Source organism: Thalassospira mesophila (assembly GCF_002115755.1).
GTDB lineage: Bacteria > Pseudomonadota > Alphaproteobacteria > Rhodospirillales > Thalassospiraceae > Thalassospira > Thalassospira mesophila.
Genome location: NZ_JFKA01000001.1, coordinates 467,112 through 485,845 on the forward strand (window position 1 = coordinate 467,112; position 18,734 = coordinate 485,845).

General features: G+C 54.4%; 13 protein-coding genes. 3 read left to right on the forward strand and 10 right to left on the reverse strand.

Annotated features, from left to right (window positions below; all coding sequences use genetic code 11):
* Positions 1–25: 25 nt before the first annotated feature.
* Positions 26–709 carry a dienelactone hydrolase family protein gene (locus TMES_RS02170; protein ID WP_085578982.1) on the forward strand — a complete coding sequence of 228 codons (684 nt, stop codon included), beginning with the start codon at positions 26–28 and terminating at the stop codon, positions 707–709.
* 110 nt (positions 710–819) lie between these two features.
* On the opposite strand, the gene TMES_RS02175 is transcribed toward TMES_RS02170, so the two are convergent.
* The 3 genes from TMES_RS02175 to TMES_RS02185 all read right to left on the reverse strand — a co-directional run bounded on the left by TMES_RS02175 (position 820) and on the right by TMES_RS02185 (position 4,699).
* Positions 820–2,505: a methyl-accepting chemotaxis protein gene (locus TMES_RS02175; protein ID WP_085578984.1), complete on the reverse strand. Its 1,686-nt coding sequence runs from the start codon at positions 2,503–2,505 to the stop codon at positions 820–822.
* Positions 2,506–2,580: 75 nt separating this feature from the next.
* Entirely contained in the window at positions 2,581–2,922 is a 342-nt protein-coding gene (locus TMES_RS02180) for a hypothetical protein (RefSeq protein ID WP_085578986.1), read from the reverse strand.
* A gap of 136 nt (positions 2,923–3,058) precedes the next feature.
* Positions 3,059–4,699 (reverse strand): methyl-accepting chemotaxis protein, encoded by a 1,641-nt coding sequence (locus TMES_RS02185; RefSeq protein WP_245835171.1) that lies wholly within the window; start codon positions 4,697–4,699, stop codon positions 3,059–3,061.
* A gap of 510 nt (positions 4,700–5,209) precedes the next feature.
* On the opposite strand from TMES_RS02185, the gene TMES_RS02190 reads away from it, so the two are divergent.
* Positions 5,210–6,148 carry a LysR family transcriptional regulator gene (locus TMES_RS02190; RefSeq protein ID WP_085578990.1) on the forward strand — a complete coding sequence of 313 codons (939 nt, stop codon included), beginning with the start codon at positions 5,210–5,212 and terminating at the stop codon, positions 6,146–6,148.
* A gap of 140 nt (positions 6,149–6,288) precedes the next feature.
* On the opposite strand, the gene TMES_RS02195 is transcribed toward TMES_RS02190, so the two are convergent.
* The 7 genes from TMES_RS02195 to TMES_RS02225 form a co-directional block, all read right to left on the reverse strand.
* Positions 6,289–7,662: a lyase family protein gene (locus TMES_RS02195; protein WP_158091172.1), complete on the reverse strand. Its 1,374-nt coding sequence runs from the start codon at positions 7,660–7,662 to the stop codon at positions 6,289–6,291.
* Between the two features lie 64 nt (positions 7,663–7,726).
* Positions 7,727–9,124, reverse strand: coding sequence for a C4-dicarboxylate transporter DcuC (gene dcuC / locus TMES_RS02200; RefSeq protein WP_085578994.1), 1,398 nt, complete (start codon positions 9,122–9,124; stop codon positions 7,727–7,729).
* Between the two features lie 186 nt (positions 9,125–9,310).
* Positions 9,311–11,785: a DNA translocase FtsK gene (locus TMES_RS02205; protein WP_085578996.1), complete on the reverse strand. Its 2,475-nt coding sequence runs from the start codon at positions 11,783–11,785 to the stop codon at positions 9,311–9,313.
* A 50-nt stretch (positions 11,786–11,835) separates the two neighbouring features.
* Positions 11,836–13,026 carry an aminotransferase class I/II-fold pyridoxal phosphate-dependent enzyme gene (locus tag TMES_RS02210; RefSeq protein ID WP_085578998.1) on the reverse strand — a complete coding sequence of 397 codons (1,191 nt, stop codon included), beginning with the start codon at positions 13,024–13,026 and terminating at the stop codon, positions 11,836–11,838.
* Positions 13,027–13,278: 252 nt separating this feature from the next.
* Entirely contained in the window at positions 13,279–14,517 is a 1,239-nt protein-coding gene (locus tag TMES_RS02215; RefSeq protein ID WP_085579000.1) for an ammonium transporter, read from the reverse strand.
* Positions 14,518–14,813: 296 nt separating this feature from the next.
* On the reverse strand, positions 14,814–16,157 hold the full coding sequence (amt, locus tag TMES_RS02220; protein WP_085579002.1) for an ammonium transporter: 1,344 nt from the start codon (positions 16,155–16,157) through the stop codon (positions 14,814–14,816).
* 23 nt (positions 16,158–16,180) lie between these two features.
* The gene (locus TMES_RS02225; RefSeq protein ID WP_073955310.1) at positions 16,181–16,519 is read right to left on the reverse strand and encodes a P-II family nitrogen regulator; all 339 of its coding nucleotides are present in this window, start codon (positions 16,517–16,519) and stop codon (positions 16,181–16,183) included.
* Positions 16,520–17,030: 511 nt separating this feature from the next.
* Between TMES_RS02225 and TMES_RS02230 the strand changes: the two genes are divergently transcribed.
* Positions 17,031–18,254: a UbiH/UbiF/VisC/COQ6 family ubiquinone biosynthesis hydroxylase gene (locus TMES_RS02230; protein ID WP_085579004.1), complete on the forward strand. Its 1,224-nt coding sequence runs from the start codon at positions 17,031–17,033 to the stop codon at positions 18,252–18,254.
* Positions 18,255–18,734: the final 480 nt, after the last annotated feature.

Below are 18,734 nucleotides of genomic sequence, written 5' to 3' on the forward strand. Positions count from 1 at the left end.
TTTTGCCCGATAGCAGGAGAGAAAAATGCCTGAAATGACAAAACTGACATCCGCAATAGACGGATTTGAATTTGATGCCTGGCACGGGGTACCCACCGGGCCGCGCAAAGGCGGGCTGGTGCTGATACAGGAAATTTTTGGTCTGGATCAATATATGATCGAGGATGCCAAACGTTGGGTCGCCGAAGGCTATGAAGTGTTGGTGCCATCGATGTTTGACCGTCAGGAGCGCGGTTTTGTGGCAGACCATGATGCCAGCGGTTTTGAAACCGGGCGTAAATATGCCGGTGATAATGGCATTGAAAACCCGGTGGCCGACGTGCAGGCCTGCGTGGACGCGCTTAAGCAGAACGGCCCGGTATTTTTAATTGGCTATTGTTATGGCGGGACTGTTGCCTGGCGGGCTGCTGTGCAAATTGCCGATTTGTCAGCGGCAGTCAGTTATTATGGCGGCGGAGTCGCCGGGATTGCAGATCAGGCGTTGAAATGCCCGGTCATTTGCAATTTTGGCCGCAAGGATGCGCATATTCCGGCGGATGATGTTGCAGCCACGATCAAAAAAGCCCATCCCGAAGTGCCGGTCTATATTTATGAAAATTCCGGCCATGGCTTTAACAATGATGGCCGACCGGATTCGGACCTGGCTGATGCCAAACTGGCCCGTGCGCGTTCGGCGGCATTGTTTGTCGCTTGTGGTGCGGCGATCTGACCCTTGGCTCCGGTGTCTCTATACATCGCGCGCATAGCATACTGTCGCTGAAAAAACGGGCTGGCTGATGGTGTTCAGCCAGCCCGTTTTATTGGTTTTGGGGCGGGGAATTACGCCGCCCGGATATCGCGCAGGAAGTCGTGAATTTGCGCCAGAAGCGCATGGGATTTATCGCTAAGATCGCGGGCGGCGTGTAACACCTCGCCCGATGCCTGGCGTTCATCTTCGGCAGATGCGCGCAAGCCATCGACATTGCGCGAAACTTCCTTGGTGCCGGTGGCAGCCTCGGCCACGTTGCGGGCGATTTCGCCGGTGGCGGCATCCTGTTCCTGAACAGCTGCCGCAATACCGGCGGCGACTTCGTTTAGTTCCTTCATGCGGGCGGCCAGATGCTGGATCGCGCCCAGGGCATTTTGGGTCGATCCCTGAATATCGCCAATTTGCCCGGCAATTTCTTCGGTGGCGCGGGTGGTTTGGTTGGCAAGGTTTTTAACCTCGGCCGCGACCACGGCAAAACCTTTGCCGGCATCGCCTGCACGCGCGGCCTCGATGGTGGCGTTCAGGGCTAAAAGGTTGGTTTGTTCGGCAACAGACTTGATAAGCTCGACCACCTGTCCAATTTTGTCTGACGCCGTGCCAAGGGCGCTAAACAATCCGCTGGCTTCGTCGGCTTCTTCAGAACCCGACTGGGCAATTTGTGAACTGCGGCTGACCTGCAAGGTGATTTCATCAATCGCGGCGGCCAGTTCCTCGGCGGCGGAGGCAACCGTATCGACATTATTGGCAGCCTGTTCGGTGGCGGCGGCAACGGCGGTGGCCTGTTCGGTGGTGTGCGAGGACTGGTTGCTCATATCGCCCGCGGTGCCGCGCAACTGGGTAACGGCTGCATTCACCACCGTCAGGTTGCCTTCAACCTCGTCTTCAAAGCTGTGAATCAGGTTTTCGATCCGCTCTGCACGGTCGATATGTTCTTGCTGAACACGAGCCTGTTCGATTTGAAGGCGGTCGGTTTCCTTGCGGTTAGCGCGGAAAACCTCAAACGCGCGCGACAGGGCACCAATTTCGTCTTCGCGTTCGGTATGGTGAATTTCGGCATCGGTATCGCCAGCGATCAGGGCGGTTAGCGCATTGGTAATTTCGCCCAGCGGCCTGGTAATCGAACGGCCAATCGACAGCCCGATCACGCACAGAATAACCAGCAAAATTACGGCAAAGGCAATGTCGGCGGTGGCGCGCTGCCAGAAAATGCCGTCGACATCATCGATGTAAATGCCGGTGGTTAAAACCCAGCCCCACGGGGCAAAGCTGCGCGCATAGGACAGTTTTGGTGCAGTGCCGCTTTTATCGGGTTTGGCCCAGACATAATCAACAAAGCCGCCATCAGGGTTTTTGGCAGCTGTGATCAGGTTGCTGAGGAAAGGCGTGCCGTTGACGTCTTTGAGCTGGGCGGCACTTTTGCCATTAAGCGACGGGGACACCGGATGCATGATGATGCTGCCTTTGGCATCAAGCACAAAAACATAATTGTCGCCGTCATATCGCAGCTTTGAAACGGTTTCCAGCGCCTGTTTTTGGGCGTCCTGTTCGCTGATATCGCCGGATTTTGCCATGTCGGCCAGGCGCGAAATGCTGGTTTCTGCCATATCAACAACCTGGCGAATGTTTTCCTTGCGATCATCAAGCAGGGTTGAACGAAGGGTAAACAGATCAAAAATCGTCGGGATGCAAAGTGCAATGGCGACAAGCACCATGAGAAGACGGAGTTTTGCCGCAATTGAAAAATTGGAAAGAGTCATATTTAAAACCCTGAATGCTTGATGGCGAACCAGATCAAAAACCGATTAACGTCAATTAACGGGAAAAGCAGAAAATCAACCGCTATTCACCTTTGAATTGCAAAAAGCATACCCCTTTTGGTCGGGTTGAAAATTGATCTGATACCAGGTGGCAATTGCCAAAGTTGAAAATAATGCGATTTGGGAACGGGTTGTGGCGTATTTTTTATATAAGAAAAATATGGTATTATGATGAGGTACGAGGTTCAGCCGGACCCTGAAGTCATTCCAGAACAGAAGTATTTTTTTACTTTTAACCTCTGGGTTGCGCGGCGTGGTGGTGACGGGGTGTTCGGGGCTGGAAACAGGCGGGATTTTTTTGGCATAACGGGAATTATGCAACGAATGCGCCGGCCCATTGCCGACGAGTCGCAACATTCAGGACCACGACACAGAGACACTGCAGATGCCAGTTTGCTGGGCGTTATTGCGGGGAAACGACAAAGGCAGGGTTTGTGAACCCTGCCTTTGTCGTGATGTGTCTTTTAGCAGGTGTCAAATGCCTGAAACGTGGTTATGCGTTGCGAATATCGGCCAGAAAGGTCTGAAATTGCGACAGCAATGTCCGTGATTTCTGATCAAGACCCTGAGCCGATTTTAAAACATCGTTGGAGGTTTCACGTTCGCTTTCAGCAGACCGGCGCAAACCGGCCACATTGACCGAAACTTCCTTGGTGCCTTGGGCGGCTTCGCCGACATTGCGGGCAATTTCGCCTGTGGCGGCGTCCTGTTCGGCAACGGCGGCGGCGATACCGGCGGCAACTTCGTTCAGTTCTTTCATCCGCCGCGACAAATGGGTGATCGCGCCCAGGGCATTCTGGGTCGATCCCTGAATATCATTAATCTGGGCGGCGATATCCTCGGTGGCACGGGTGGTCTGGTTGGCAAGGTTTTTAACCTCGGCGGCGACCACGGCAAACCCTTTGCCCGCTTCGCCCGCCCGGGCGGCCTCGATGGTGGCGTTCAGGGCCAACAGGTTGGTTTGTTCGGCAATTGACTGAATCAACTGCACAACTTCTCCAATTTTTTCTGAGGCCGAGCCAAGGGCGGCAAAAATACTGGTGGCGTCGTCCGCTTCTTGCGAGCCGGTGCTGGCAATATCCGAACTGCGGTTAACCTGCTGGGTGATTTCATCAATCGAGGCGGCAAGCTGTTCGGCGGCCGCTGCGACCGTATCAACATTGCGTGCCGCCTGATCGGTGGCCGCGGCAACGGCGGTGGCCTGATCGGTGGTATGCGATGACTGGCGGGTCATTTCATCGGCTGTGCCGTGCAAATGGTGCACCGCATCGTTAACCCCGTTAAGGTTGCTGGTGACGGTCCCCTCGAACTGCGTGATCAATTGTTCAATCCGCTTGGCCCGTTCAATTTCGATTTGCTGGCGATGTTCATGATCCGCGCGGGCGGCTTCGTTGCGTTTCCGATTTGATCGGAAAACTTCAAGCGCACGGGCCAGTTCGCCAATTTCATCGCGGCGGTCTTGTGCATCGGGGATGTCAACTTCGACGGTGTTATCGCCCTGCGCCAGGCCGTTAATGGCGCGGGTAATATCGCGAAGCGGCCTTGCTGTGCTGCGGCTGATGGCGGCCCCGATCAAACCGACGATGGCGATAATAATCAGTGCCACGACAATATCGCTGATCGCGCGTTGCCAAAAAGCGGCGTCAAGATCATCGATATAGGTTCCCGAGCCAATAACCCATCCCCAGGGTTTGTACATGGTCCCGTATGATATTTTTTTCGCCGAGGATTTCTGGTCGGGTTTGGGCCAGACATAGGTAAGATACCCGCCATCGGTGGTGGCCGCGATTTTGACCAGATCGGCGAAAACCTTTACCCCGTTCACATCGGTAATGTTTGCGCCATCCTTGCCGTTCAGGGCAGGTTTGACCGGGTGCATAAGAATTTTGGCCGCACGATCAAGAACAAATACATAATTGTCGGTATCAAAACGCAGGGTTTGAACTGTGGCCAGGGCCTGTTTCCGGGCGTCTTCCACGCTCAGAGTGCCGTCTTGCGCCAGTTTGCCATAATGGTCGATGGTCGATTTTGTCAGTTCAACAACGCTTTTGACACTTTGCTTGCGTCCGTCAACCAGACTTCCCCGCAAAGTGAAAAGATCGTAAGCCGTCAAGGACAGTAGTGCAATCGCCACGACCCCCAATAAAAGTCGCAACTTTACCGATATTGTACAGTCGGATAGGTTCATGATTTATAACCCCGAGTATTCTTGTTGTTGCAGCATGCTGTACTGTGGAAAGAAGTATGACCGTTTTTTGTCATTCACTTTTAAGTTGATGCCTTGTTACTGACGTGCTTAACGGTTGCTATTTTTCTGTATTCTTTTTTCTTTCCAGCATTTTAGGTTCATCTTTTCAGAGAAGCATGAATTATTGTGGTGGTCAGTAAATAACAATGACCCGCAACAAAAAAATAACGTAACACGATGTTTTGTTAACCTTGGATTGGGGCGATTGCCCATGAGAAACACCTTTGGTGTGGGTGTTTTAGTATTTTTGAATATTTGAAAATTCTTTATTTTACTCGAAGTTGCATTCCGGGTGTTGTTTCGATGTTATAAAGCCATACTCAGGGTAGCGAGCAAAGCTGGTGGGCGGGATATGGGATTAAATCTGGCGGGAGCGTCGACGAAATTGGGGCAGATATGAATCTTAAAGCGCTGAGGCTGTTTCGGCTGACGGTTTTACACGGCACCCTTTCAGGTGCGGCACTGGCCGCAAATTTAAGCCAGTCTGCCGCCAGCCGAATGCTGGCCGGGCTGGAAAGCGAATTAAAACTGACCCTGTTTGAACGCACCAACCAGCGGCTGGTCTTAACCCGCGAAGGCGAGCGTTTTTTCCACGAAGCCGAACATATTTTAAACGGGGTCGAGGAAATTCCTGCCATTGCGCGTGAAATTCGCGAAAAGGCGGTGGATACCCTGCGCATTATCACTGTCGGGCCAATCGGGGCATCGTTGCTGCCGCCGGTGATTGATTTGTTAAATGCTGAACATGCCAATTTAAAATGCAAAATTGATATCGGCACGCGATCTGATGTGGAAAATCAGGTCGGGTCGCGGCGTTATAATCTGGGTCTGCTGTCATTGCCGATCAAGACATCGGTGGTTGAACTGGCGATTGAACCGGTTCTGGAGGCCCGAACCCAGGTGTTGCTGCCCGTGGATCATCCGTTGGCTGCCCTTGAATGCGTGCCGGTCGAGGCCTTGGTCGATCAACCTTTTGTATCCTTGCGATCCAACCAGATTTGGCGGCAAAGGCTGGACCACCTGTTTGAAGCGATTGGCAAGGTGCCGCGCATCAGCCTTGAAATCGGATCGAGTTTGCTGGTGCCCAAATTTGTTGAAAGCGGTTATGGCCTTGGCCTGATGGACGGGATCAGCAGTGTTTTTATTGATCCGTCCAAAACCACCTTGCGCCCGGTTGGGCCTGAATTTTGGTTGCCGTATGCCTGCGTTTTTCCGCCTGCCGGGCAAAACCCTGTCGCGATGCGGTTTGTGGCCCTGTTACGCCAGCAAATTGCGCGCCGTTGCGCCGATGATGCGGCATATGGGGCCAATGTGCGGCTGTTAATGCCAGATTAACCGGCCTATATGCCTGCCATCGGGCAAATGTCCGTCATTTTCACGCCGTTTTGGCGGCACCGTGCATAAAAACGGCCCGGTCCTGTTTCAGACCGGGCCGTTATGTTGTGCGCCAACAAAACCGGGAATACCAGGCGTGATCAGGACTGGCCGGGTTTCGCCTGCGCAATATGCTGGCCGATATGGGTAACGTGCGTGCGTGCGCTCGCCGCGGTATCGCGGGCAATGGCGGCGCTGCGCCCGGTGTAATGGCGTGGATCAAGGGCTGTATCGAGGGCGTCGCGGCTGGCATAGCAGGTGCGGACATTATCGTGTTTGTAAAGCGCCTCGGCAAAGGAAATGCCGGTGTCGCGGCTATCGACAATGGCGTGATGCACCAGATCATGGGCGGTTTGGCGGCCAATTGTATTGGCCAGGTGCATCATGATTTTTTCTGACACCAGCGGGGCAGGATCGCGCATCAGGTTTTCATACATGCGGTCCTGATTGATTTTCAGATGATCGAGCAATGTTTCAAGCTGGCTGGCCACCTTGTAAGACAGTGTGCCTGCTTCATCAATCAGCTCGTAGAGGCGGAAATTATAGGCCGCATCGCCTTCGTGGCTGGGGCGGCAGGCTTCCATTGTCGGCCCCACCAGATTGCGCAGTCTGGTGGCTGCAGTAAGCAGGCTAACCACATATTTGGGATTAAACTTGTGCGGCATGGTCGAACTGCCGACCACATTGGCCGCCTGAATCTCGCTGATTTCGTCTACTTCGTTTGACATCAGGGTATAAAGTTCGGTGCCCATGCGTTCGCAGGCAACTGCAAACATGCCCAGCATGGCAACATATTCGGCAAAGCCATCATTGGTGGCGCGCGAATGCACGGTGGAGGCGGTTAAACCCAAATGTTTCGCCATCGTATCGGCCAGTTTTTGGCCCATATCGCCATAGCTGTGCATGGCCCCGGCGGCCCCGCCAAAAATAAGCATGAAGGTGCGTGGTTCGGTGCCGATCAGCCGGTCGGCGCAGCGTTGAAATTCGTCAATCCAGCCCGCCATTTTATAGCCAAAAGTAATGGGCAGCGCCTGGCGGCGATTGGTGCGGGCCACGGTTAGCCAGTCGGCGGTCTGGTCGGCCATATCGGCCATTTTTGCCAGCGTATTTGCCATGCGGGCCAGCACAAAACGGTGTGATTTGCGCAATTGCAGGGTTTTACCGGCAATGATGATATTTTGGGTGGTGGCCCCCCAATGCACATATCCCCCGGCATCGCCCGCACATTTTGCCGCAAGGGCACGCACGGTCGACATAATCGGCGACATGCTTTCGGCGATGTCGTCTTTTAAGGCATCCACGTCAAATTGGGCCAGATCGGTATGTTTGATGATTTCGTCACAGGCCGATTGGGGGATCATGCCCAATTCGGCCTGGGCGATTGCCAATGCGCCCTCGACATCCAGCCAGCTTTGCCAGGTGGCGTTTGATGTAAACAAATCGTCGGTCGAGACAGGCAGTTTGCGCGTGTTCATTATCATCGTCTCACGTGTTGGGGCAGGGGGGCGCATTGGCAGTACGGTTTATTGTTGCAGGGGGTTAACCCACCACAAACAACAGGTTATAGGCAAACAGCATGACCAGCCCGCCAATGAGCGGTATGGCCGTTCGTTTGACAATATCGATGGGTGAACATTCGGCGACCTCGGCCACCGCAATGATGACACCCGATACCGGCGACAGCGACCGGGCGATACCGGCCGTAAACTGAAGCGGCAACAACAGGCTGACAGCACCGGTGGCTGTGCCAGCGGTGATGTTTGGGGCCAGGCTGGCAAACGAGAAGAACGCCGCATTGCCCGACCCGGTCATGATGGCGGTAATGGCGACCAGCGCACAGGCAACCAGCATCATGCCCAGAATACCAAAACCGGCATTTTGCGCGCTGGCGATCATGAAATCGATCGCGCCAATGGCCTTAAGACCAGCAGCAAAAAATTCGGCGCAAATGATCAGGGAAATGATGGTCGAGAACATGTTGCCCATGCCCCGGAAAAACACCATGAAACCCGTAAACACATCGGCCATTTTGTGACGATTGCGAAACATCTCGCAGAACAGGCCGATCAGCGCGCCTATAATCATGGCCGTGACCACACCCAGTTCAATCTGATGGATTAGCAATTTGCTGAAAATCAGGATCAGGGTTAAGGGCAGGATTGGCAGCAGGGCATAAAAACCTGGGGCGCTCGGGGCATCATCACCGGTGGGGTCCATGCCCGCCATGACCTCGCCGTGATGGGGCACGACAACTTCGTGATTATCGCGGCGGTCAAAATATTTCGCACTGAAATAGGTCAGGATGCAGATTACCGGAATAATGCAGGCGGCAACCGGAATTTGATATTGGGCAAAGAAAATGGCCACATCAATATTGGCGGTATGGGCCGCAAGGTTGGCGGTACCCGATGCCGGGCCAAGGTCGAGAACCGATGTGGTGCCGATCATGGCAGCAGCGGCCGCACGGCTAACACCCAGTTTCACCAGTGTCGGATACAGGGTGACCAGCAACAGCATGGCAAGGCCCGCGGCACTGGGAATAAAGATGTTCAGGATTTGCCCAACGGCATAACCCAAAGCCAGCACAACATAAGGCGCGCCAATACGGGCGAGCGGGCGGGTTGTGATGTTAACCATCGCCTGTGTTGCGCCAATATGGTCCATATATTTGGCAAAGCCGCCAGCGGCCATAATGATCAGGCCAAGGCCCGCCAGGCGATAGGACATGATGGCATGGATATGTTCAAAAATATCGAACCCGGCCCACCCGGTAGGGTCGTCTTTTTTGAAAACAATATCATGTGTCGGGTAAAAAATGGCGGTAACGGCAAACAGCGTTAAACCGGCCAGCAGCAAGACGGTGTGTGGCTGGTATTTTTTGACGATTAAGGTGGCAGCAACCACGCTGACCACAATCGCAATCATTAATTCTATCATTTTGTTTCCTCCCAGTCGTACGGTCGGGCACGATATGGGGGGTGGGTAAAGGCTGTATATTGCTTTGTCGCGATCACTTTATCGCATTTTTGCATCGGTCGCGTATTGGTAGCACAGCAAATGCAAAAAAGGGCTGCCGGTAAGGCAACCCTTTCGCAACGCAGCATTTTCTCGGTTTTCAGGGGGTTAATCCTCAAACGGGGTACCATCCATATTGCCGATCAGCACTTCGCGCTTGCCGACATGGTTGGCCGCTGACACCAGCCCGTTTTCTTCCATTTGTTCAATAATCCGTGCGGCCCGGTTATAGCCGATGGAAAGCTTGCGCTGAACAAAGCTGGTCGATGCCTTTTTTTCGCGCAGCACAATGCCCACGGCCTGATTGTAAAGGTCGTCATCGGCACTGTTGCCGCCGCCCGGCCCGGCATTGCCGCCCCCGCCTGCCATATAGGCCGCCACCGGGTCTTCTTCGGGTTCCTCGGTGACATCATCAAGATAAGATGGGTCGCCCTGGTCGCGCAGGTGTTTGACGATGCTTTCAACTTCTTCGTCCGACACAAACGGGCCATGAACACGCTGGACCCGGCCGCCCTGACTCATATAGAGCATGTCACCTTGCCCCAGCAGCTGTTCGGCCCCCATTTCACCCAGAATGGTGCGAGAATCGATTTTCGAGGTCACAGAATAGGAAATACGGGTTGGGAAGTTGGCCTTGATGGTACCGGTAATCACGTCAACCGACGGGCGCTGGGTTGCCATGATCAAATGGATACCTGCGGCACGGGCCATCTGTGCCAGACGCTGGATTGATGCTTCCACATCCTTGCCCGCCACCAGCATCAGATCGGCCATTTCATCGACAATCACGACAATAAAGGGCAGCGGTTCCATGGGGAGTTGCTGATCTTCAAAAATCGGCTTGCCGGTTTCGGGGTCAAAGCCGGTTTGTACCCGGCGGGTCAGTTCTTCGCCCTTGCCAGCAGCTTCCTTGATGCGTTTGTTATACCCGGCAATGTTACGCACGCCGACCTGGCTCATGGCGCGATACCGGTCTTCCATTTCGCGTACCGCCCATTTAAGCGACACCACGGCTTTGTGCGGGTCGGTCACCACCGGGGTCAACAAATGCGGAATGCCATCGTAAATCGACAGTTCCAGCATTTTCGGGTCGATCATGATGAACCGGCATTCTTCGGGCGTGTGCTTGTATAGCAGGCTCAGGATCATGGCATTCACGCCCACCGATTTACCCGAACCGGTGGTCCCGGCGATCAGCAAATGCGGCATTTTCGACAAATCGGCAATCACCGGGGATCCGCCAATATCCTTGCCCAGGCTCAGGTTCAGTTTGCCGGTGTTTTTTTCAAAATCGTTGGATGCCAGAATTTCGTGCAAATGCACGGTTTCGCGTGTCGAATTTGGCAGCTCGATCCCGATCACATTGCGGCCCGGCACCACGGCAACACGGGCGGCAATCGCACTCATGGAGCGGGCAATATCGTCGGCAAGGCCGATGACGCGCGATGATTTAACCCCGGCAGCCGGTTCGAGTTCATACAAAGTCACCACCGGGCCAGGGCGAACCTGAACGATTTCGCCCTTAACCCCGAAATCCTGCAACACGGTTTCCAGCAAGCGGGCGTTTTGCGCCAGTGCGCCTTGGTCGATCTGGGCGTAATCCTCGTCGGTCGGTTCATGAAGCAAACCAAGCGGCGGAAAGCTGTATTCGCCGGGGCCAAGGTCAAACGATGACTGACGCTGTGCCGATGCCTTGGTGCTGGGTTGAACCTTGGCCGCGGGCGGGGCGACAATATGAACCGGGGGTTCATTGTCGATATCATCATAATTATCGGCATCATCGCTGGCCGACAGGGTGTTGCGTTCAACGGCTGCCGCCACCCGTTTTTCCGAGCGTTCCATCGACGGTTCCTGGCGCGGGCGGGCATTGCGGTCGCCCTTGCGTTCGCCCGGTGCAACTTCGGCCACTTCGTCGGCACTATTACCGGGAATGGCGCGGCCTACACCGTAAATAACTGTGCCGCCAATGCGCGACAGCACATGGCCAACAGCGCGCCATTCGGATAATTGATAGGCCATGCAAAACAGGGTCAGGCCCATGCCGATAATCATGCTGAACAGGCCGATAATCACCGGCCCGGCAGGAATACCGGCCAGAGTTAACAACATGCCCAGACGACCTAACAGCAAATCACCGGCAAAGCCGCCATAGCCCACGGTTAGCGGCCATGTCATGCCGCGCGGCACGGCCGATGCCGCCATGGCCATTAACAACAAGGCCAGCGGCAATAATAAAAACCGCAGCCACATCCAGCTAAACGGGCGCATTGCAATCAGGCGCAGGCCCCAGCCGACAATCAGCGCGGTTAACAGGGCCGCGCCCAAGCCCAGCGTGCGTAACATCATATCGGCGACATAGGCGCCAAAAATGCCCAGCGGGTTATAGATATAGGCGTGGTCGCTGGCATGGTTAAACGACGGATCACCGGGGTGAAACCCGATCAGCATGATAAACAGGGCAATCCCCGCTGCCGTCAGCGCCAGCCCACACAGCTGGATGCCCCCGCGTTTCAGGAAGCTGACCAGCGCACTGGGCAAAAAGGCCGTGCCGCGTTCTAGAAGGTTTGTCTGACTGCTGCTCATGCCGATTTCCGTTGTTAGTCCTGTTACGTACTGTCTGAAACGAGACCGGGTTAGCGTGATAGGGCGGCGTTGATCCGGCTTAGCCCGTCGCGGGTTGTGGCAAGATCATGCACCAAAGCAATGCGAATAAAACGCGCACCGGGATTGTCGCCCTTTGGGCCGTTGATCGAAAGATAACGTCCCGGAATGACTTTAACCCCTTCTTGCGCCCAGATTTTTTTGGTGGCGGCTTCGTCGTCACCAACATCAAGCCACAAAAAGAACCCGCCAGCAGGGCGATGAAAGCCAAAGCGATTGCCGAAAATTTCGGCCGCGATATCAATTTTGGCGCGATACAGGTCGCGGTTGGCCTCGGCATGGGCATCATCATTCCAAAGGGCGGTTGATGCCGCCATGATCGGCATGGGAATGGTGGCCGAACAATAACTGCGCAGGCGGTTGAACTGCTTAATAATTTTGGCATCGCCCGCGACAAAGCCGGAGCGTAACCCCGGCGCGCTGGAGCGTTTGGACAGGCTGTGAAATACCAGCACATTGTCCATATTGCTATTTTGGGCAGCACAAATTTCAAGTGCGCCGGTTGGGGCATCGCGGTCGTAAATGTCGGCGTAACATTCGTCCATCGCCAAAACAAAATTGTGTTTGCGCGCCAGGCCGATGATGCGTTCAAGATACCCGCGCGAGGCAACGGCCCCTTGCGGGTTGGCGGGCGAACACAAGAAAAACAGGCGGCACGCCGCCAACGTTTCGTCATCGATTTGATCAAGGTCGGGCAAAAAGCCGGTTTCCGGCGTGGCGGCTAGCGGTACCATTTCGGCATCATTAAGCACGGCGGCCCCGCAATAGACCTGATAAAACGGGTTGGGCAACAGGACCTTGGGTTTGGGGCCGGGCTGGTCTTGCGGAATAACGCAGGTGGCGATCAGATACAGGGCTTCGCGCGTACCGGCCACCGGAATGATGTGGTCGTCGCGGTGGATCATATCTTCGGGCAGGTCATAGCGGCGATCCAGCCAGCCCTTGATGGCGGCGCGCAGTTCCGGTGTGCCTTGTCCGGGCGGGTATTTGTGCCACAAATGGGCATTGGCAATCATGGCTTCGGTGATCATGGCTGGCGGTTCGTGCTGGGGTTCGCCAATCGACATCACCAGCGGGTCTTTGCCCGGCGTAATTCCGTCCAGCAGGGCGGCAAGCCGTGGGAAAGGATAATCGGGCAGGGTGTCCAGGCGCTGGTTGAACATGGTGTGTGACGTTCCGTTTATAAAAGACCCCAATGGGCAAACCGGTGGATCAGCTTGCCTGTGTATGCTTGATCAGCCCGGATAGCCCAATTTGTAGCATCCTTTGCAAACAGGCCGTCCCGCGATCAGAGCGCACACATAGTTTACCCCTAATGGAAAAGTACAAAGAAAGATTTAAAGGGCAGGGTCTGCAAACGTAAAAAGCCCGGAAACGTGCGGTTTCCGGGCTTTTGGAAATGTCACAGCTTTGGTCTAGCTTGCCTTTACGTCATCCTCGGGATAGGCGGTGATTTTATGGATCGACAGATCCGCCCCGTAATATTCCGCTTCGGAATCAAGGCGGATGCCGATTGTGTTTTTCAAAACGCCGTAAACCACGAATCCGGCAATTGCCGCATAGGCCGCCCCGCCGACCGATCCGACAAGCTGTGCGCCAAACGAAACACCGCCAACACCGCCCAGTGCCGACAGGCCAAAAACGCCACAGGCAATGCCACCCATAAGCCCGCACATGCCATGCAGGGGCCAAACGCCTAAAACATCATCAATTTTCCATTTTACCTGGCACTTTTCAAACGCCCAGACAAACAGAAAACCCGCCAGCCCGCCGGTGATGAGCGCGCCGATCGGATGCATGACATCGGATCCGGCGCACACCGCAACCAGCCCGGCCAGCGCCCCGTTATGAACAAAACCGGGGTCGTTACGCCCGGCGATCAGGGCGGTCAAAATACCGCCAACCATCGCCATCAGGGAATTAACCGCGACCAGCCCGGTAATGCCGCTAACCGATTGTGCGGACATGACGTTAAAGCCAAACCAGCCAACGCATAACACCCACGACCCTAACGCCAGAAACGGAATGTTGGACGGCGGAATACCCACCAGCCCGCCGGTTTTGGTATAGCGCCCTTTGCGCACACCTAAATGAACGACCGCACCCAGCGCGATCCAGCCGCCAACGGCATGAACGACAATTGACCCGGCAAAATCGTGGAAGGGTGCGCCGAAAATGTGGGTAATGGCATCCTGAATGCCAAAATTTCCATTCCAGACAATGCCTTCAAACAACGGGTAAAACACACCGACCAGAACGGCGGTGGCGATCAGCTGTGGCCAAAATTTGGCCCGTTCGGCAATGCCGCCCGAAATAATGGCGGGGATGGCGGCAGCAAAGGTTAGCAAAAAGAAGAATTTAACCAGGTCAAAGCCACTGCTGGCAAAGGCATGTTGGCCATTTACCAGTTCGGCCCCGCGTAACACATTGGCATTGCTGAAAAAAGTTACACCATAGGCCACGGCATAACCGATGAAAAAATAGGCAATGGTCGATACAGCGAAATCGACGAGAATTTTGACCAGCGCATTAACCTGGTTTTTTTTTCGAACGGTTCCGACTTCCAGAAAGGCAAACCCGGCGTGCATGGCAAGGACCATAATGGCCCCCATCAGCACAAAAAATACGTCCGAGGCAGTTTGAAAAGCCTCCATGAGACGACCTCTGTTTTTGTTTATAACGTTTCCTCTTGGTGGGCGGCCCAGATCAATATCTGTGCCAACACCAGGGCGAAGGGGAAAAGAACGTTCAAAAACAGATGCTTGTGGTGAGGGTGTGCAAAGGTTCCAGCCCGGGGTCAAATTGTGCCTGGCGATGTGAATGCCTGGCAAGTGACCAGAACGCTGCTTAAAAAGGCAGCACAAAAAGAAAGACCCGCCACAAGGGCGGGTCAATCGGTCTGACAGGGAAATGCGTTGGCATCCGTCAGGAAGTTGTTGTGCAGGACACCTTAGAAGCGCTGCGAACCTTTACCAAATTCCGGATAGGCTTCGAGGCCCAGTTCGGCAGCATCGGTACCCAATGCTTCGTCTTCTTCCGACAGGCGGAGGCCGACGGTGTATTTAATGATCAACCAGACGATGGCCGAGGTAACCAGGGTGAAAGCGCCGATGGAGACAACGCCGGTCAACTGGGCACCGAAGGTAACGTCGGCATTGGTGATCGGAACAGCCAGGGTGCCCCAGATGCCGCAAACAAGGTGAACAGACACAGCACCGACCACGTCGTCGATTTTGCATTTGTCAACCAGCGGAACTGCGATGACAACCAGGATGCCGCCGATGGCGCCGATGATGATTGCTGCACCAATGGTCGGGGTATCCGGACCGGCAGTAATCGACACCAGGCCAGCCAAAGCACCGTTAAGGGCCATGGTCAGGTCGACTTTTTTATACAGGATCTGCGTCAGGATCATTGCGGCGATTACGCCACCAGCAGCTGCCATCGAGGTGTTGGCATAGATGTTGGCAATGGCAATAACGTCGCTGGCCGTGCTCATGGCAAGCTGCGAGCCGCCATTAAAGCCAAACCAGCCAAGCCACAGGATCATGGTACCAATGGTGGCAAGGGTCAGGTTGGAGCCCGGCATCGGGTGAACCGAACCGTCTGCACCGAACTTGCCTTTACGGGCACCAAGGATGATGGCACCGGTCAAAGCTGCCCAGCCGCCAACAGAGTGAACCAGGGTGGAACCGGCGAAGTCATAGAAGCCCAATTCGGACAACCAGCCGCCGCCCCACTGCCAGGAACCCGTGATCGGATAGATAACCGAGGTCAGAACCACGGTGAAGATCATGAAGGGCCACAGTTTGATGCGCTCGGCAACGGTGCCAGACACAACAGAAGCCGCGGTTGCAACGAACACCATCTGGAAGAACCAGTCAGAGGTGGACGCATAACCGGCAGAGTAATCACCAGCAAGGGCTGCGGCGTCATCTGCGCCCCAGATGCCAAAGCTGCCGATCCAGCCGCCATCAACGCCGGCATACATAAGATTGTAGCCGATGAGGTAATACATGATGCCAGCCGCCGCAAACAGGGCGACGTTTTTAAGCAGGATGGTGGCAACGTTTTTGGAACGGACCAGGCCTGCTTCAAGCATGGCAAAACCGGCAGCCATCCACATCACGAGCGCGCCGTGGATCAGGAAGCTGAAGGTGTTGAAAATGTAACCGGTTTCTGCCGAAACCCCGGAAGCGGCGGCTGCATCCTGTGCAGAAGCCGGTTCGATCATCGCCAGAGTGGCTGCCCCAATTAGCCCGGCAAGGCCGGTAGTCTTCATCGAGATTTTCATAATGTCTCCCCTTGTCTCCGGGCTTACAGGGCGTCGTCGCCGGTTTCGCCGGTGCGGATACGAACCGCATGGCTTACGTCGAGAACGAAAATCTTACCGTCCCCGATTTTACCGGTCTGAGCCGTTTTCGTGATGGCTTCGACAACCTGATCGACCAGATTATCCGTGATCGCGACTTCCAGCTTTACCTTCGGCAGAAAGCTGACCATGTATTCGGCGCCACGATAAATTTCGGTCTGACCCTTTTGACGGCCAAAACCTTTGACTTCGGTGACCGTCAGCCCCTGAACGCCAAGCGCACTTAACGCTTCGCGGACTTCATCGAGTTTGAACGGTTTGATAACAGCAGTAACCAATTTCATAATATGCGACCTCCCGGCACATCCGTTGACCACCAGTGTGGCAATCACGATTTCGCAGTCACAGCATCTAAACCAAGAATCGTGCCAGATTCAAAATTCATCAATCAAGTTATTGATTTTATTTATTTTATAATGAATTCGACCGGGTGTGAACGGTGGCAGCCCCTCAATGCAGGCGCGTATATTTTGTGCAGCAAAACACCAGTGTGATTAAAACTGCATCAAATATGGGCAGCAACGCGAATGTGGCTTTTTTTAACGATCACACGATCTTAAGGCGATATCATCCCGTAAGCAGAGAAAGCGATAAGGCTGGCGAAAGCTGTTTTGACGGCCTATGTTGCCATTGATTTTGGCCATATTGGCCGTATGTAGGCCTGCAAAGGCAGGCGGAGGAGCATGGTTTGCGCATAAAATGCGTAAATGGTGCGTAAATAATGATGTGTCCCGGGCATGCGGGCAGATGTGGCGTAATAACCGGGCAATGACGGGCAAGGCAGGGTCAATAAAGATGACGACGAACGACGTTCTTCATTTTGATGTGATTATTCTGGGCGGTGGCCTAGCAGGGGCCAGCATGGCAATGGCCCTGGCCCATGGCGGTTTGCGCAGTGTGGTGATTGACCGCGAAAACCCGCAAACATTGCTGGGTGCCAATCATGATGGCCGCACATGCGCCATTGCGGCGGCCTCGCGCGCGGTTCTTGATGTTACCGGTGTCTGGCAATATATGCAGGCCGATGCCCAGCCCATTTCCGATATTCGCATTGCCGATGGCAAAAGCCCGCTTTACCTGCATTATGACCATCGCGATGTGGGCAGTGAGGCACTGGGTTATATTGTTGAAAACCGGGTGACGCGCCAGGCCCTGTATCGGGCGATGAACGAAAATGACCTCGTTACATTAATAGCCCCGGCATCGGTTGCTGAAATTACCCGTGACAGTGCGAATATGGTTCTAACGCTTGAGGACGGCACAATTGTCAGTGCGCCTTTGGCGATTGGGGCCGAAGGCCGCAATTCGTTGTTGCGAAAATGGGCGGGGATTAAAACCTATCAGTGGCAATATGATCAAAGTGCGATTGTGTGTACGGTAAAGCATGATCGGCCGCATAATGGTGTTGCGGTGGAGCATTTCTTGCCCGCCGGGCCGTTTGCCATTTTGCCAATGACCGAAAACCGTTCCTCAATTGTCTGGACCGAAAGCACGGCCCTTGCCAATTATCTGGTCGGGCAAAGCGAAGAAGTGTTTCTTGATGAATTGCATCAGCGCTTTGACGGTTATCTGGGCGACCTTGAAGTGATCGGGCCGCGGTTTTGTTATCCGTTGGGCCTGCAGCACGCTTATAACTATTGCGACGCGCGGCTGGCGCTGATTGGTGATGCGGCGCATGGCATGCATCCCATTGCCGGGCAGGGCCTTAATATGGGCATTCGCGATGTGGCCGCACTCGCCGAAATTTTGATCAATGCCCGTCGACTGGGCCGGGATATCGGCACGCAAGATGTGCTGGCTGAATATGAACAATGGCGTCGTTTTGATAATACCGTGATGTTGGCGGTCACCGATGTGACCAACCGGTTGTTTTCCAACGATATCGCGCCGGTCCGCCTAGCCCGCGATGCCGGACTGGCGGTGGTGCAAAAAATACCACCATTAAAACGTACCTTTATGTCCCATGCTATGGGGTATGCCGGGACGTTGCCATTGTTGATGCAGGGAAAACCTGTTTAATCCTCTCCTTCTCGCTGAGGCGTCTTTGCGCGCAAACATGGCGGATAAACGGCGCCTCCTGCCCCTCCTTGGTTTGTCGGTAGAGGGCACCTGATAAACTTGAGAGGGCACCTGATAAACTGGCGTGCGGAAGGCGGGCTTGTGCTTTCTGCCCGTCATTTGTCGTCGCGGGGCTGTTATCGGTTAATGGCGCGGGAGTGAGCTGTGTTGTTTAAAAATGTCAGCTGGTGACTGTCAGTCAGTGCGAGTCGGCCCATTTCATTGTGAAAATGAACCGGTTTTCGGATCATTAATAAAATTTCCGGATGTTTTGGGTGTTCATAGTTCCCGTATCGGGACGTAAGGCGCCGTTAAAGGCCAATTACAGTGTTGCAGATCAAAACCGTTCTAAAAGACACATGATTTCATGTTGTTTTCTTGATTTGGGTCAAGCTAATCGTCTGTCATATGAAGGATTCTCCGCCTCGATCAATTCTTTGA